The organism is Sphingobacterium cellulitidis, from assembly GCF_043187465.1.
In the GTDB taxonomy this organism is placed as follows: Bacteria; Bacteroidota; Bacteroidia; order Sphingobacteriales; family Sphingobacteriaceae; genus Sphingobacterium; species Sphingobacterium cellulitidis.
The window spans coordinates 3,665,646-3,682,405 of the sequence record NZ_CP171136.1 but is presented as its reverse complement, the minus strand read 5'-3'; the positions used below and the strand labels follow the sequence as shown (position 1 = coordinate 3,682,405).

Genomic DNA, 16,760 nt, shown 5'->3' with positions numbered 1-16,760 from the left:
CAAAATAGGTAAACGTTTATTTGGTTACTTTTTTATAATTATTTTAAAATTGGACAAAATATGTTTACAATCGGTTGAGATATGTTGTAATAATCAATACAATATTGATTAACTTCGAAAGAAATAAATTAGTTGAAGTATCTGCCTTAAAACCTGTTTTAAGGAGTATTTTACTAAAAATTTATAGCTATGCTGTTTGAGTTTAGCGTATTATATGAATCAAAAAAATAATTTTTAATTATGTTAAAAGGATTTTTTAATGTTCCAACGCCAACAAATGAGCCAGTTTACTCATATGCACCTGGAACAAAAGAGAGAAGTTTGTTAAAAGAAGCTATTGCTGCTGCAAGGGCAACAGAGCTAGATATTCCAATGTACATTGGTGGAGAAGAAGTTCGTACGAACAAGAAAGTGAAAATTACACCTCCTCACGATCATAAACATGTTTTGGGATATTTCAACCAAGGTTCAAAGTCAGATATTAAAGACGCGATCAATGCTGCTTTAGCTGCTAAGAACGATTGGGAAAACCTTCCTTGGGAGCAAAGAGCTGCGATCTTCTTGAAAGCTGCAGAATTGATTTCTACGAAATATCGTTACAAGTTGAATGCTGCGACTATGTTAGGTCAATCGAAAAACCCTTATCAGGCAGAGATTGATTCAGCATGTGAAATCGCAGATTTCTTACGCTTTAATGTTAAATACATGAGCGAGATCTATCAACAACAACCTCCTATTAGCCCTAAAAATGTTTGGAATAGAGTAGAACAACGTCCATTAGAAGGATTTGTATTCGCTTTAACTCCTTTCAATTTTACAGCGATTGCGGGTAACTTACCTACAAGTGCTGCTATGATGGGTAATGTGGTTGTTTGGAAACCTGCTAATACACAGATTTATTCTGCAAATGTATTGATGGAGATTTTCAGAGAAGCTGGTGTTCCTGCAGGTGTAATCAACTTGGTATATGTATCAGGTCCAGATGCTGGTGATGTAATCTTCAAACACCCAGACTTTGCTGGTATCCACTTTACAGGTTCTACAGGTGTATTCCAAGATATCTGGAAAACTATCGGAGAAAATATTCATGTCTATAAAACATATCCTCGTATCGTAGGTGAAACAGGTGGTAAAGACTTTATCTTAGCTCACCCATCTGCTGATATCGAAGTATTGAACACAGCTTTAGTTCGTGGAGCATTTGAGTTCCAAGGACAAAAATGTTCAGCTGCTTCTCGTGCTTACATTCCTAAATCATTATGGAAAGAGTTGAAGCCAATGATGGAGCGTGATATCAAATCATTCAAGATTGGTGGAACTGAAGATTTCAGCAACTTTATCAATGCTGTAATCGATGAAAAAGCTTTCGATAAAATCACTAAATATATCGATAGAGCAAAAGAATCTAAAGATGCAGAGGTTGTAATCGGTGGTGATTATGATAAATCTAAAGGATATTTCATCAACCCTACTGTAATCGTTGCTAAAAAAGGTGATTACGAAACTTTATCAGAAGAATTGTTCGGTCCAGTATTGACAATTTATGTATATGATGATAAGAAATGGGAAGAAACCTTAAAACTAGTAGATACAACTTCAATCTATGCTTTGACAGGATCTATCATTGCTCAAGATCGTTATGCTATTGAAGAAGCTACTCATTACTTACGTAATGCAGCTGGTAACTTCTATATCAATGATAAATGTACTGGTGCAGTAGTAGGTCAACAACCTTTTGGTGGTGCTAGAGGTTCTGGTACAAATGATAAAGCAGGTTCAATGATTAACTTATTGCGTTGGGTGTCTCCAAGAACAATCAAGGAAACATTCAATCCGGATGTAGATTATCGTTATCCATTCTTATCTGAAGAATAATCTTCGGATATAATAAAAACTTAAAACGCCTTAGGAATTTCCTAAGGCGTTTTTCTTTTTATTTTTTCTTCATTGCTGAAAATTTTATTAATTTAAAGAAGCATAGAAGGTTATATTTAACTTGAAAGCTAACCAAAATTGTAAACTTTTTCATTCCTTATACCAGTATATGTTTAAAAGATTGTTTGTTTTAGAATGGAGGTCCTTTTTTAGATCAGCTAATTTAGGAAAAGGGTTATCCGTTAAGATTTTGCTGGGATTTCTAGGATTATATTGCCTGGTGTCCTTTCTTACCCTTGGGATCTCTTTGCATTTTATGGTAAAAGAATTGTACCCAAATGAAGAACCTATTTATTTTGTCAACAAATTTCTCTTGGTCTGGTTCTGCTTCAGTTTTTTTATCAGACTGATGTTTCAGAAATTACCGCTACTCAACATCAAGCCGTTATTAATTCAAAATATCCCTAGAAGCAACATTGTAAATTATACCTTATTAAAAGCTTCTTACTCTTTTTGTAATTGGTTGTTGTTGATCAGTAGTGTTCCTTTTTTGATCATTACTTCCAGGGTAACCGATTTTTCAAACACGCAACTTTTTGCATGGTTTATTGCGGCACAAGGATTTGAGTATTTTGTCAACTATTTTAATCTATATATCCAGAAAAACTTTAGCACGAACTTCAAGAAGGTCATACCTTTTTTGATCGTTGTCCTCATATTATTTGGACTAGACTATTTCAAGATTTTCTCAATTACAGATCTCTTTGGCCAACTCTTTAATAGTATTCTGGATTATCCAATCCTGTGCATTATTCCGGTTATTATTGCTGTACTGAGTTATTTTCTCCTATATTTTGATGTTAAGAAAAATCTATTTCTAGATGCTTACCTTCAGCAGGAAAAAACTGTTTACAAGGAATATGATCTATCCTGGACCAACCGCTTTGGCGCTTTAGCTCCATTCCTTCAATTGGACTTGAAGTTAATTTGGAGAGCTAAAAGAGCGCGTAAAGTGACTCTGGTTTGTTTGATCTTTCTGGCTTATGGTATTATTTTTTATCCCAACCCTCAATTTGAGAATTCCTCCATGCTAGTTTTCGTTGGGATCTTTATCAGTGGAATCTTTATCATCAATTTTGGACAATTTGTTCCTGCTTGGGATAGTAGTTATTATTCCATGTTGATGACCCAGGATATGCCGATTAAACTCTACTTAGAATCTAAGGCCTTATTAATGATGATATCAGTAGCCATATTATCGATATTGAGTACGCCATATCTATATTTTGGATGGACTATATTTTGGATTAATATTTCATGTGCTATTTATAATATTGGAATCAATATTCCCATTATTTTATACTTTGGGTCCATGAATAAGAAGAGAATAGATCTTGACAATGGGAACTATTTCAATTACCAAGGGACTGGAGCAGCCCAGTGGTTAGTGGGCTTACCCTTGTTGTTTATCCCGATTATTATTTGGGCTGTAGTCAAAACATTTGCAGGAATCCCTGCAGCCAATATTGTACTCGTTGTACTCGGCTTAGTGGGGTTTGCATTAAGAAATTTTTTTCTTAACTGGATTGCTCAAAAATACCGTGATAATAAGTATAAGATGCTGATTGGCTTTAAAGAAGTAAATAATTAATTGTTAGAATTGAAATCATAAATTACATGATCGAAATAAAAGATATTGTTAAAAGCTATAATGGAGTTCAGGTATTGAATATTCCAAATTTGCATATTGGAAAAGGGGAAAGTATAGGTTTGGTAGGAAACAATGGTGCTGGTAAAACCACCTTATTCAGCTTGATCCTTGACTTGATTCAACCTGATTCAGGGATGATAGCCTTGAATGGAATTCCTGTTCATGGCCATGATGGATGGAAGAAGTTTACCACAGCTTTTGTCGATGAAACCTTCTTGATTGGATATTTGACTCCTGAAGAATATTTTTATTTTCTAGGCGAGTTGAGAGGGATGAATAAGAATGATGTTGACTCCACCATTGAAAAATATGTAGAATTTTTTAATGAGGAGGTGTTGGACAAGAAAGTTTATGTTCGGGATTTATCTAAAGGAAATCAGAAAAAGGTAGGGATTGTTGGGGCATTGATTGGGAATCCAGAACTCATTATTTTGGACGAACCTTTCGCTAATCTAGATCCTAGCACGCAGTTTAGACTCAAAAAGCTGATCAATAAATTAAAGGACGAAAAGGATGTTACCATCTTGATTTCCAGTCATGATTTATCTCATACAGTCGAAACTGCCGATCGAATTATAGCTTTGAATAAAGGACTCATTGTTAAGGATAGCCTAAAAACAGAAGAAACCTTAAGCGAATTAAACGCATTTTTTTCAATCGAATAATAACAAAAGCGGACGGTTCTAAATGACCGCCCGCTTTTGTTATTCATATTATCCATTCTTAGAAAATCTATTGATTGTACTTCCATCATCAAGATTTAAGGAAACTAACAGATTTTTTCCAGTAGCAGTAATATCCACATAAGTTCTATTGCCAGCTTTAGGTCCTCCGCCAATAATAACATAATAATTATGGTTATTATCGGGTGGATGGAAACTGTATTTATGGGTATGTCCCGAGATAACCGCGTCAACCTTGTTATTATTCAATATTTCATGAAAACATTCAAAGTTATGTTTCGTTCCATGCCAATCGTCTGAATGATGAAAAGGGATATGTGTTACCACCAAGGTATGTTTAGCCTCTCTTCGTTCTTTTGAATTCAGAACCTTCGTTAACCAGTCTTTCTGTTCTAGTCGATAATTATCGTAATCTACCGTTCCGCCATAAACCTCATGGTCGTCAGGTTTGTCTTCACCACTATCCAATACCACCCAAAAGATAGGTCCCATTCTGAAAGCTTGATAGTACTTATTCTCAGGATAATCAAAATACTTTTTATAATCCCTTGCGAAACTACCTCTTGTTTCATGATTCCCACGTACCATGACAAATGGAGTCTTACTTGCAAACTTATTTCCAACCGACTTCAATAATTTCTCAGTTAGATCTGCTTGATTGGTTACATAGTGAAAAGAGTCTCCATTCAGAAAAACCAAATCCTTTTTGCTTAGCTGGCTTTTATCATACAGATAAGCATAACTATCCTTTTCCTCATGAATATCATTTAAAATCAGGCACTGGATACTATCCTGTTTTGGTTGAGGTACTGCTATTTGAATAGGATCCGATTGTATGGTTCCAGCGTATTCAATTTTATAAGGTTCAAATTTTGTGATTTCCTTGGCTACTACCTTATAATTTAATTTTCCATCAGGTATATCCAGCCTGAACTTGAAAAGTTCAGTATTGGCATTTCGCATTCCATCCTCAACCTGATAAATGGATTTTACTGTATTATTATTTGCATCCAAAACTTCCACCCATGCTAAACAAGGTTTATTGAATATAGCACAAACTGTAATGGCATTGGCGCTAAGGTTTTGTAAGTAGGGGGGACAAGCAAATGAAAAAGCTTCATTTTGATTAATCAGCACCTTTTCAGCATAAGCTGGGGTACTTGCGCCCAATCCGATTAATCCCAGGCCTTTTAGAAAATTTCTTCTGTTAAAACTCATGGTAACATTTGGTTAGATGTAGTTGATAGGTAAATTTATGAAAAATCATCCTTCTATTTATTAAGATTCTGGATTGTACAGCCATTTTTACATTGCTTGAATTGAAGGCACAAAAAAAACAGCAACCCTTTGGGGTTACTGTTTCAATATGTACTCCTTTTTTTGAAACCTAGAGGAGTTATTGTAAAAAATGATTCTAATTAATCTTCGTCTTTGATAGCTGCCTGATCTAAATCAACCCCACTAACTTCAGCTCTGATTTTTGTCTCTAATTCATCCATTAAATCAGGGTTATCCAATAATAAAGTTTTTACAGCATCACGACCTTGACCTAATTTAGTGTCACCATAGCTAAACCAAGAACCTGATTTTTTAATGATGTTATATTCCACCCCAAGGTCAATGATTTCCCCAACTTTAGAAATACCTTCACCGAACATGATATCAAATTCTGCAATACGGAATGGAGGTGCTACTTTGTTTTTAACAATCTTCACTTTCACACGGTTACCAGATACCTCATCAGAATCTTTGATTTGTGATGTACGACGAATATCTAAACGCACCGAAGCGTAGAATTTTAATGCATTACCACCAGTAGTTGTTTCTGGGTTACCAAACATTACACCGATTTTCTCACGTAATTGGTTGATGAAAATACAACAACAGTTTGTTTTTGCGATTGTACCTGTCAATTTACGTAGTGCTTGCGACATCAAACGAGCTTGAAGACCCATTTTAGATTCTCCCATTTCACCTTCAATCTCGCCTTTAGGAACCAATGCCGCTACTGAGTCAATCACAATAACATCAATTGCTCCTGAACGGATTAAGTTATCTGCAATTTCTAAGGCTTGTTCACCGTTGTCAGGTTGTGAAATCAATAGATTTTCAATATCAACCCCTAGTTTTTGCGCATAATATTTATCAAAAGCATGTTCAGCATCGATGATTGCTGCAATACCACCTTTTTTCTGAGCCTCAGCTACGATATGAGTAGCTAAAGTAGTTTTACCAGAAGATTCTGGACCATAGATTTCAATGATACGACCCTTTGGAACTCCACCAATACCTAATGCGATATCTAAACCTAATGAACCAGTAGAAATAGCTTCAATTGGTTCTACAGCAGAATCACCTAACTTCATGATGGTTCCCTTTCCGTAGCTCTTTTCTAATTTATCTAAAGTAAGCTGTAATGCTTTTAATTTGTCTGAGTTGCTCATATTTTTAGTATAACGTTGTCAAAAATAATTTATAATATTGAAATCTACAAATAAAATGCTAAAAAAATTAGTTATAATATTTTATTCTCTAAAAATAATAGTTTTTATGGGCTATTGAATCTAAAGTGTGAATTGAATATGTTAATCTTTTAGGATTGCTTTTGCTTTTTTGTTCTTTTCAAAGTATTTGCAGAAGTAGCTAATAGGGCAGATGTCACATTTAGGACTTCTAGCTAAGCAAATATAACGGCCATGCAGGATCAGCCAGTGATGCGCAACAGCTATCGTATCTTTTGGCAAATGTTTTACCAATTGTTTTTCTGCAGCCAAAGGCGTCGTTGCTCTACTTGTTAAACCAATGCGATCCGCAACACGAAACACATGAGTATCAACCGCCATCGCTGGATTATGAAATACAACCGATGAGATAACATTGGCGGTTTTTCGTCCAACTCCAGGTAGCTTGACTAAATCTTCCACCTTTTCAGGGATTTCACCATTAAATTCACTTAATAGCTTTTGAGCCATTCCAACCAAATGCTTCGCTTTGCTATTTGGATAACTAACGGATCGAATGTAAGTAAATACCTCGTCGGGTGAACTAGCAGCCAATGATTCCGGATCTGGATATCTTTCGAAAAGGGCAGGAGTGACCTGGTTGATCCTCTTGTCAGTACATTGAGCCGATAAAATTACTGCAATCAGTAATTCAAAGGGATTACCGTAATTCAGTTCAGTTTGTGCATCCGGATTATGGGTAGAAAAATATTCAACAAAAGCCTTGTAACGTTCTTTTATTAGCATAAACAAAGATACTAATATTCCAAGTACAGGCGAAAGGTTTAAGGCGGAAGAATGCTGGAAAAGAGACGAAGCCACTCTTTTCTAAGAATGGCTTCGTTATTATAAGTTACGTAAGGTCTTTGAATAATTGAGGATATTTTCTATTGTTCTGTCTTCTGGATCTTTAGACAACTGCTGTATGCAACTTTTGATTTTTTCCTCGAATGATAACTCAAGATTTGCGTCTTGCATGATACCTGAAATTTGACCTTCGTAATTTACTTCTTTTGTTTTAGTAGAGTTTTCGACCATAAGCATCTTGTTTTTCTAATTAAACGCAAGATACTTAGCAATATTGTGAAAAATTTAACATTTTTTTACTTTTTTTTCGAAACTAATTTATTAGCCTCTACAATTGCATTATAAGCATTCACAATTCCACCACTAACACTGATCTCATCCAGATAAACACGCTTAGTAGCACCGTCTTTTTTAACTTTTACTTTTTGGTCTACCTTAGTCACGCTCTTCATAATCACTTCTTTAACTTGTTCTGCAGTCAAAGATGGATAATAAGCACGAATCATGGCAGCCAAACCAGCAACAACTGGTGCAGCCATACTTGTACCTTGGTTCTCTTTGTATTTTGACTCAGGAATAGTTGAATTGATTTTTACACCAGGTGCAAAAACATCAACACTGCGGTAACCATAGTTTGAAAAATCTGCTAATAAATCAGCGTCTTGTTTCAAACCTGTAGCACCAACTGTAATCCAGTTTTTTGCTTCACCAACTACTGCATCCACGCTGTCAGTAAAGTATTTGGTCGGGAAATTCTTCTCAATATCATTGTCTTGTGAGTCATTTCCTGCTGCATGTACTAATAATACATCTTTAGATTCTGCATACTTAACAGCCTCATCAACAGCTTTCTTATTGTAAGCATAACCTTTACCAAAGCTCATATTAATAACTCTAGCGCCATTATCCACTGCATAACGAATACCATTTGCAACATCCTTATCGCGCTCATCACCATTAGGTACTAAACGAACTGCCATAATTTGAACATTATCAGCAACCCCATTTACACCAAGGTTATTATTACGTTTTGCACCAATTATACCAGCAACGTGCGTACCGTGCTCGGCATCCGGTCCTTTTACATCTGGATTCCCATAATTACGTTCGTTCGCATTTTCATAATCATCTCCAACAATACCTCTTGGATCAAATTCTTTGTTTAAATGAAAATCTGCTTGATCTGTGAAATATTTAACAGCATCAGAGATGTCTGTATAGAATTTTTCAAATGTTCCAGTGTCAAGTTCTTTCTTCGCAATCCGAATCGCCATTTTCTGACGATCGCCTTCTGGTTGGAAAGCATCTAAATCTGCTTTGTTGATATCCTTTGGTTCTTTACCAATTTTCTTAACCACTGCATCAACCTCTTCTTTCAGCTTTCCATAGTTTAACTTTCCGAAGGAAGCTTCTTCCATTTTGGAAGTATAGTCAGTTATCATTTTTTGATATGCCACAAACTCTCTTCTTTCTTTTTCTGAAAGTGGCGTAGTAGGTAATACAGAAATGTATTTCGGCTCATAGATGCGAATTAAACGAGTTACCTCTAAATTATCTTGATCCACATTTTTACCGTCTTTACCGCCGATAAAGTTCCAACCATGTACATCGTCGATGTAGCCATTGCCATCATCATCCTTTCCGTTTCCAGGGATTTCTTTTGGGTTGGTCCATAATACATCTTTAAGATCTTCATGTTGAATATCGACACCACCGTCCAACACGGCTACCACTACTGGACTTGCTTTTCGACCTTTTAAAAGCTCTTGTGCTTTTTCGGTACTAATCCCCATATATCCATCTTTTTGAAAATCTAGATTATACCAGTTTGCAGGTGGGGGAGTTTTATCTTGGCTAAATCCAAGGGTTGGAAGAATTCCTAACGCCAAATAGCACAGAAATTTGTTTGTTCCTATCATACTTTTATAGATTATAATTCGACAAATTTAATATTTTCAACTAGATGCTTTTGTTAATTAATCTAAAATCACAAAAATTTTATCTTATTTTGAGTCAATTATTAACCGTCATTAACTAAATTATATGAAAGATAAAATTGTAATTGGTTTAATATTGTCTATCATGATTTCTTCTTGTTCTTCAGATAACAAAACAACAAAAGAGGCTGTGAAGTGGCCTGATGCTACGGCACCTGTAGCTGAATTAATTCCCCATAATCGTATTATCCATGGTGACACTGTTTCTGACCCCTATTATTGGATGATAGATTATTTCAAAAAAGGACCTGATTCTTCAAAGGTTATATCTTATTTGGATGCAGAAAATAAGTATTACGAAGCGATGATGAAGGATACTGAACCTTTTCAAGATCTACTTTTTAAAGAAATGAAAGGCCGTATTAAAGAAGCTGATGAAAGTGTGCCTTATTTAAAGAATGGATATTATTACTACCAAAGAACAGATGAAGGAAAGCAATATTATAAGCTCTGCCGTAAAAAAGGAAGCTTGGAAGCTACTGAAGAAATTCTATTGGATGTCGATAAATTAGCTGAAGGTTTCCCTTATTATGCTCTTGGCGGAGCATCAGTCAGTCCAGATAACAAATTGTTGGCATATTCGGTTGATACCGTTTCTAGAAGAGAGTATGTGATCCATATCAAGAACTTGGAAACAGGTGAATTGTTAAAAGATAAAATCATTCGTACTTCTGGTCCGGCGGTGTGGGCATCGGACAATAAAACAATCTTCTATACCTCGAAGAATCCTGTAACCTTATTGAGTGAAAAAATAAAGCGTCATACCCTTGGTACTGCAAGTGAGTCTGATGCGGTAGTGTATGAGGAAAAAGATAATACCAATTACATTGGTGTTTCAAAGTCCAAGAATGATAAATACATATTAATTTATTCCGGTGGAACCTTAAGTTCGGAAACTAGATATATTAAAGCTGATGAACCTAATACTGATTTCAAGATATTTCAGCCGCGGATGAAAAATGTATTATATGATGTAACTCCTTTGGAAGATAAATTCCTCATAGTTACAAATGATAATGCGCAGAATTTCAAAGTGATGGAAACTCCTTTGGATAAGACTGGAAAAGAAAATTGGAAAGAATTTATTCCGCACAGAGCCGATGTCTTGGTTGAAGGAATTGATGAATTTGCAAATTATATTGCAATTGCTGAGAGAAAAAAGGGTTTAACCCAATTGGCAATCCGAAATCTAAAAGATAATTCTCAACATTATTTAGATTTTGGTGAAGCGGCTTATACCGTTTACCCTAGTACCAATGCAGAATATAATACAGATACTTTGCGCTATGGATATACCTCATTGGTAACTCCTTCTTCCACTTTTGCTTATAATATGAAGACCAAGGACAAAAATCTTCTAAAACAGCAAGAGGTTGTAGGAGGTTATGATCAGGAAAATTATGTGACTGAAAGGGTAATGGCAATGGTTACGGATGGAACAGAGGTTCCAATTTCCATCGTGTATAAAAAAGGAGTCAAGAAAGATGGTTCAGCGCCATTGCTATTGTATGCTTATGGGTCTTACGGTAGCTCTATGGATCCTAGCTTTAGCTCCTCGCGTTTATCGTTATTGGATCGTGGGTTTATTTATGCGATAGCGCATATTCGTGGTGGTGAAGAAATGGGAAGACAATGGTATGAAGATGGTAAAATGATGAAAAAGATAAATACTTTTACCGACTTTATCGATTGTGGTAAGTATCTGATTGCTCAGAATTTTACAGCCAAAGAGCATCTTTATGCAAATGGTGGTAGTGCTGGTGGTTTATTGATGGGTGCAGTGATAAATATGGCTCCTGAAATTTGGAATGGGGTTATTGCGCAAGTACCTTTTGTAGATGTTGTAAATACCATGTTGGATGAAAGCATTCCTTTGACAACCAATGAATACGATGAATGGGGAAATCCTAATAATAAGGATGCTTATGATTATATGAAATCTTATTCTCCGTATGAAAATATTGAAGCCAAAGAATATCCAAATTTATTGGTTACAACAGGTCTTCATGATAGTCAGGTGCAATATTTTGAACCAGCGAAATGGGTGGCTAAATTGAGAGCTACCAAAAAAGGAGACAATGTTATCCTTTTGAAAACAGATATGGATTATGGCCATGGTGGTGCCTCAGGAAGATTCGACTTTCTGAAGGATGTTGCCTTAAACTATGCTTTCTTATTTAAATTGGAAGGTATTACCAAATAAGAAATTTAGGTATAAAGTAAAAGGGCAATAGAATTTTCTATTGCCCTTTTACTTTATATTCGAAAAATGAATTATTTCTGTTTTAAGCTATCTGCTCTTTCTTCAGCTTCGATTTCACGTGCATCGATCTGATGTTGTTTATAGTTTTCTACAGCAATCTTGCTCGCACGTTGAGAAACTACCAAACCAAAAATAGCAACAACTGTAATCACAATAACTCCCCATATGTATTTCTTCTTATCCTGCTTCACTAGCCAATACATAAAAAGGATATACGGAATAACAAATAATGCGTAAAAAAAGATACTTGGACCAACCATGATTTTTTAATTTGATGCAAAATTACGCTTTTATTTAAATATTGTAGCAAATACCTCATGCTCAATTCAAATCTTACAAAACAATGAAAGATTTTAAACGTTTCAATAATTGGAAAGTCTGATTGAAAGGTTTTCAATGAAGTTTGGACCTATTTGTTTTATAAATAAAAAAACTACAATCATATTGCATAAAAGAAAAAAATAATTGTTTACTTTTGCGCAGTCTGATCACTAAGTATATAAAGACAAAAAAGAGATGTATTGTAACAAGTTATATATGAATTCTATGGTTCAAGCTTGCATAAAGCTTGGCATCAGAACATATTGTGCAATGCGCCGATTTAATTGTCCAGTTCTTCGATTCCGACGACCTATTCTGCCTCGAGCTTGATAACGAGGCAGGCAAACTTCCCATTTTGTCATTCATCCAGCTCGGTGAGTGATATTCAATTTAGATTAGTTAGTTCAAATACTTTGGTATTTATTTTTTAGGTCGACATTATTAAATGACAATCTCAGATTTTTTAATTATTCCAGCAACGGCAAACCATGTGAAGTATGCCGAAGAGGTTTGTAATGAAATGTTCGAGTCTGCAAAGGCTCGTGGAACGGGTATCGCACGTAGAAAACCAGAATATGTGGCGCGTAAGATGGAAGAGGGAAAGGCTGTAATCGCTTTACATAAGGACGGTACTTGGGCTGGATTCTGTTATATCGAAACCTGGAGCCATGGCGATTATGTTGCTAACTCTGGCTTGATCGTGAGCCCAACTTACCGTAAAGTTGGTTTAGCTAAAGCTATTAAGAAAAGAGTTTTCGAATTGTCGAGAGAGAAATATCCAAATGCCAAAATATTTGGCCTTACTACCGGATTAGCTGTCATGAAAATTAATTCAGACCTGGGTTATGAACCTGTAACCTATTCTGAATTGACCCAAGATGAAGAATTCTGGAAAGGTTGTCAATCTTGTGTTAACTTTGACATCTTAGTCTCCAAAGATCGTAAAAACTGTATGTGTACAGCTATGCTTTGGGATCCAGTAGAAAAAGAAAAGGAATTGAAAGAAAAAATCCTGCGTAAAGCCGAAGCTAAAGAACGCCTGGATAGAATCTCCAAAAAACAATCCCTGCTTAAAAGAATTGAAGCTAAGCTTTGGAGATCAACTAAAAAAATGGTCGCTGCGGTAATTCCTGTCGGGATTAAACCAGTGAAAGGTTTTTAATTTATTATTTTTGTTGTCATCAGCATATTAATCGTTATAAAATGAAAAAAGTAGTTTTAGCATTCAGTGGAGGTTTAGATACATCATTCTGTTGTATTTATCTTTCACGTGATTTAGGATTAGAAGTACATTCCGTAATTGTAAATACAGGTGGTTTTTCCGAAGAAGAATTAAAAAATATCGAAAAAAGAGCCTATGAATTAGGCGTTAAATCGCATACTACGATTGATGAAACTGAAGACTATTACCAAGATACTATCAAATACTTAATCTTTGGTAATGTATTGAAAAATGCAACCTATCCACTTTCAGTTTCTGCTGAACGTGTTTGTCAAGCTACTGCTATCGCAAACTACGCAAAGAAAATAGGTGCTGAATGTGTAGCACATGGTTCAACTGGTGCTGGAAATGATCAAGTTCGTTTCGATATGATCTTCCAAACCTTGATTCCTGGTGTAGAAATTATTACTCCAATCCGCGATTTACAACTATCTCGTGAAGCGGAAATCGATTACTTAAATTCACACGGAGTAGAGTATTCAGCAGATAAAGCAAAATATTCAATCAATAAAGGTTTATGGGGTACTTCCGTAGGTGGTGCTGAAACATTAACCTCCAATGAATACTTACCTGAATCAGCTTGGCCAACTCCTGTTACCTCGACTGAACCTCGTAAAATCACTGTTGATTTTGAACAAGGTCAGCCAGTAGCATTGGATGGTGTTAAAATGGATCCGGTGAAAGTGATTCAAGAACTTCAAGCTATTGCTCAACCTTATGGAATCGGGCGCGATATCCATGTAGGAGATACCATTATTGGTATTAAAGGTCGTGTTGGTTTTGAAGCTGCTGGTCCTGTGATTCTAATCAAAGCACACCATGCATTGGAAAAACATACCTTAACCAAATGGCAACTTTCTTGGAAAGATCAATTGGCAGCTTTCTATGGTAACTATATGCACGAAGGTCAAATGCATGACCCTGTTATGCGTGACATGGAAGCTTTCTTACAAAGCTCTCAAGAGACAGTTTCTGGACGCGTTTTCATTGAACTACACCCTTACCGCTTTACGATCCTAGGTATTGAATCAGAACATGATTTGATGTCCAATAAGTTCGGATCTTACGGTGAAATGAACAAAGGCTATACTGGTGATGATGTAAAAGGTTTCTCAAAAATATTCGGTAACCAAACCATCATTTGGCACAAAGTAAATAACAAAGGCTAATCGCCCTTTACATATTTAAAAATCTTTTTGCAAACCAAGGTAGCATCACTAGGCTCCTTGGTTTTTTGTTTAATATTGACTGATTATATCATAATGGAAAAAATTAAAGTTGGAATTATTGGTTCGGCAGGTTATACCGGAGGTGAATTGCTTCGGATTTTAATCTATCATCCAAACGTGGATATTATTTTCGCTAATAGCGCCTCTAATGCAGGTAACAAACTCTCAGATGTACATAATGATTTATTCGGAGATACTGATTTAACTTTCTCCTCTGATTTTCATTCTAATATCGATGTTTTGTTTTTATGTGTCGGACATGGCGATGCACGCAAGTTTTTGGATGCAAACCCAATTGATTCTGCTGTCAAGATTATCGATTTGTCCCAAGACTATCGCTTAAAAGCTAATACAGAATATCAAGGTAAGAATTTTGTCTACGGACTGCCAGAATTGAATAAATCTGAAATAGTTTCTGCTCAATATATCGCCAATCCAGGATGCTTTGCAACCAATATTCAATTGGCTTTATTGCCACTGGCTAGTAAAGGATTGTTGCCAAATCAAATTCATGTAAATGCAACTACAGGTTCTACTGGAGCAGGTCAAAAACCGTCTGCAACCTCGCATTTTTCTTGGAGAAGTAATAACTTGTCAGCATATAAATCATTCGAGCATCAACACCTTCAAGAGATCTCTGAATCCTTGAATCAATTGCAGTCGGATTTTCTTCCAGCTGGCAATGGCTCATTGCTTGAAAGAGCAGCACAGAAGATTAATTTTATCCCGCAAAGAGGAGCATTTCCAAGAGGAATATTCTCCGCTATCTACGTGGATTCTGATCTGACAGAGGAGGAAGCTTATGAGCTTTACGAGTCTTATTATGCCGGACATCCTTTTACCCATGTGTCGAAAGCTAATATTGATATCAAACAAATCGTTAATACCAATAAAAGTATCATCCATCTGGAAAAACATGGCGATAAATTACTTATTCTAAATATTACAGACAACTTACTAAAAGGAGCTTCCGGACAAGCAGTTCAAAATATGAATCTAATGTTTGGACTCGACGAAAAAGCAGGTTTAAACCTGAAATCCGTAGGCTTCTAGTGGGGGAGATATGAGATGTAAGATGTGAGATATGAGAGTATAGATTTGAGATATGAGATTTGAGAAGTTAGATAGTAAACATCAGACCTAACAAGTCGAATTTTTTGAGAAATCTATATTCCGTTTCAATGTCTTTCTAATATCGCAAATCTCACATCTCAATACTCAAATCTATCATACAAAAAAGGGGATAAATTAAGATTTATCCCCTTTTTTGTATGATAAGGTATCTTCAACCCCTATTTTTCAAGTAAGTTGATTTTTCTTTCTACTGAAACATTATCTCCAGTTACTGCATTACCGTCTTTATCAACTAAAGTTAATTTAACAGTTGCTTCACCTAGAGGTAAGTTAAGGATTTCATAAGGAACCCATTGATCCAAAGTGAAATCTTGACCGTTGATGTTTGCTTTTACTTTGTAGCTGTCAGCACCTAATGTTGCATTCGAAACAAAGAAGTCTAACAATAAAGATTTGGTTTCTTCACCTTTATAGTCACCTTTTGGTCTGCTATAGAAAATTGATGGTTCAGTTGGACCAGGAAGTTCCGTGATCTTACCATCAGCTTCAACTTTAAATTTAACCAATTTAGAAGCATCTGCAGTTTTCAATGACTCATGGAATGAACGAGACAAGAAAGACATTAAATAATGCTCAGAATTTACAGGAACTGTAAATGTATGTTCTGGTTTATATAAAGCTACATAAGGTGTGTTATCCAAAATAAAGTGGATATGTTGACCATCATGTGAATTAGCCATGTGGTGAGTATGCTCTGTTTGTTCTGTCAATTTGAAGTTTTGAACATCATATTTAACTGTGATCTTCGCAGAGTCTGTTCCTAATTTTTCAGAAGTCAATGAAGAAATTTTCAAGGTAGCACCTGGAAAATCTTTCGCATGTTGAAGTGGGTTTACTGCAATTGAACCTACTGAATCCGCTAATGCTGTTGAGTCTTTAACTTCTCCTTCTTGATTTTTTGTAGGAGTATTACAGGATGCAAGTACCGCTGTTGCAGCTAATACTGCCAATGCTGATTTGATTGTTCTCATCTCTTAATTAATATTTAGTCGAATTTGTTATAATATTTAAACAAAT

14 protein-coding genes are annotated in these 16,760 nt (G+C 35.6%); 7 read left to right on the top strand and 7 right to left on the bottom strand.

From position 1 onward, the window contains the following. Positions 1–240: 240 nt before the first annotated feature. From pruA to ACF3OC_RS16060, 3 genes are all read left to right on the top strand, one after another. Positions 241–1,875, top strand: coding sequence for an L-glutamate gamma-semialdehyde dehydrogenase (pruA, locus tag ACF3OC_RS16070; protein ID WP_094257859.1), 1,635 nt, complete (start codon positions 241–243; stop codon positions 1,873–1,875). A gap of 169 nt (positions 1,876–2,044) precedes the next feature. Further along, the gene (locus tag ACF3OC_RS16065; protein ID WP_392469871.1) at positions 2,045–3,526 is read left to right on the top strand and encodes a DUF5687 family protein; all 1,482 of its coding nucleotides are present in this window, start codon (positions 2,045–2,047) and stop codon (positions 3,524–3,526) included. A 26-nt stretch (positions 3,527–3,552) separates the two neighbouring features. Next, positions 3,553–4,251: an ABC transporter ATP-binding protein gene (locus ACF3OC_RS16060; protein WP_392469869.1), complete on the top strand. Its 699-nt coding sequence runs from the start codon at positions 3,553–3,555 to the stop codon at positions 4,249–4,251. Positions 4,252–4,299: 48 nt separating this feature from the next. On the opposite strand, the gene ACF3OC_RS16055 is transcribed toward ACF3OC_RS16060, so the two are convergent. From ACF3OC_RS16055 to ACF3OC_RS16035, 5 genes are all read right to left on the bottom strand, one after another. After that, a complete protein-coding gene (locus ACF3OC_RS16055; RefSeq protein WP_392469867.1) occupies positions 4,300–5,487 on the bottom strand; it encodes a metallophosphoesterase family protein in 1,188 nt (395 codons plus the stop codon). Between the two features lie 200 nt (positions 5,488–5,687). Then, positions 5,688–6,713: a recombinase RecA gene (gene recA / locus ACF3OC_RS16050; protein WP_094257855.1), complete on the bottom strand. Its 1,026-nt coding sequence runs from the start codon at positions 6,711–6,713 to the stop codon at positions 5,688–5,690. A 141-nt stretch (positions 6,714–6,854) separates the two neighbouring features. Further along, positions 6,855–7,517: an endonuclease III gene (gene nth / locus ACF3OC_RS16045; protein ID WP_392471617.1), complete on the bottom strand. Its 663-nt coding sequence runs from the start codon at positions 7,515–7,517 to the stop codon at positions 6,855–6,857. A gap of 99 nt (positions 7,518–7,616) precedes the next feature. Then, positions 7,617–7,808 carry a hypothetical protein gene (locus ACF3OC_RS16040; RefSeq protein ID WP_144043707.1) on the bottom strand — a complete coding sequence of 64 codons (192 nt, stop codon included), beginning with the start codon at positions 7,806–7,808 and terminating at the stop codon, positions 7,617–7,619. Positions 7,809–7,873: 65 nt separating this feature from the next. Further along, positions 7,874–9,496: a S8 family peptidase gene (locus ACF3OC_RS16035; protein WP_094257852.1), complete on the bottom strand. Its 1,623-nt coding sequence runs from the start codon at positions 9,494–9,496 to the stop codon at positions 7,874–7,876. Positions 9,497–9,620: 124 nt separating this feature from the next. Here ACF3OC_RS16035 and ACF3OC_RS16030 point away from each other — a divergent pair, with 124 nt between their 5' ends. Further along, positions 9,621–11,777, top strand: coding sequence for a S9 family peptidase (locus ACF3OC_RS16030; RefSeq protein WP_392469864.1), 2,157 nt, complete (start codon positions 9,621–9,623; stop codon positions 11,775–11,777). Positions 11,778–11,848: 71 nt separating this feature from the next. Here ACF3OC_RS16030 and ACF3OC_RS16025 read toward each other — a convergent pair whose 3' ends face one another. Then, complete coding sequence (locus ACF3OC_RS16025; protein ID WP_229678325.1) at positions 11,849–12,040, bottom strand: hypothetical protein; 192 nt, start codon at positions 12,038–12,040, stop codon at positions 11,849–11,851. Positions 12,041–12,603: 563 nt separating this feature from the next. On the opposite strand from ACF3OC_RS16025, the gene ACF3OC_RS16020 reads away from it, so the two are divergent. From ACF3OC_RS16020 to argC, 3 genes are all read left to right on the top strand, one after another. Then, positions 12,604–13,320, top strand: a complete 717-nt coding sequence (locus tag ACF3OC_RS16020) for a GNAT family N-acetyltransferase (protein ID WP_094257849.1) — start codon at positions 12,604–12,606, stop codon at positions 13,318–13,320. 41 nt (positions 13,321–13,361) lie between these two features. Next, a complete protein-coding gene (gene argG, locus ACF3OC_RS16015; RefSeq protein ID WP_392469863.1) occupies positions 13,362–14,549 on the top strand; it encodes an argininosuccinate synthase in 1,188 nt (395 codons plus the stop codon). Between the two features lie 93 nt (positions 14,550–14,642). After that, positions 14,643–15,662: an N-acetyl-gamma-glutamyl-phosphate reductase gene (gene argC / locus ACF3OC_RS16010; RefSeq protein WP_392469862.1), complete on the top strand. Its 1,020-nt coding sequence runs from the start codon at positions 14,643–14,645 to the stop codon at positions 15,660–15,662. A 239-nt stretch (positions 15,663–15,901) separates the two neighbouring features. Here argC and ACF3OC_RS16005 read toward each other — a convergent pair whose 3' ends face one another. Next, positions 15,902–16,714 carry a hypothetical protein gene (locus ACF3OC_RS16005; RefSeq protein WP_392469861.1) on the bottom strand — a complete coding sequence of 271 codons (813 nt, stop codon included), beginning with the start codon at positions 16,712–16,714 and terminating at the stop codon, positions 15,902–15,904. Positions 16,715–16,760: the final 46 nt, after the last annotated feature.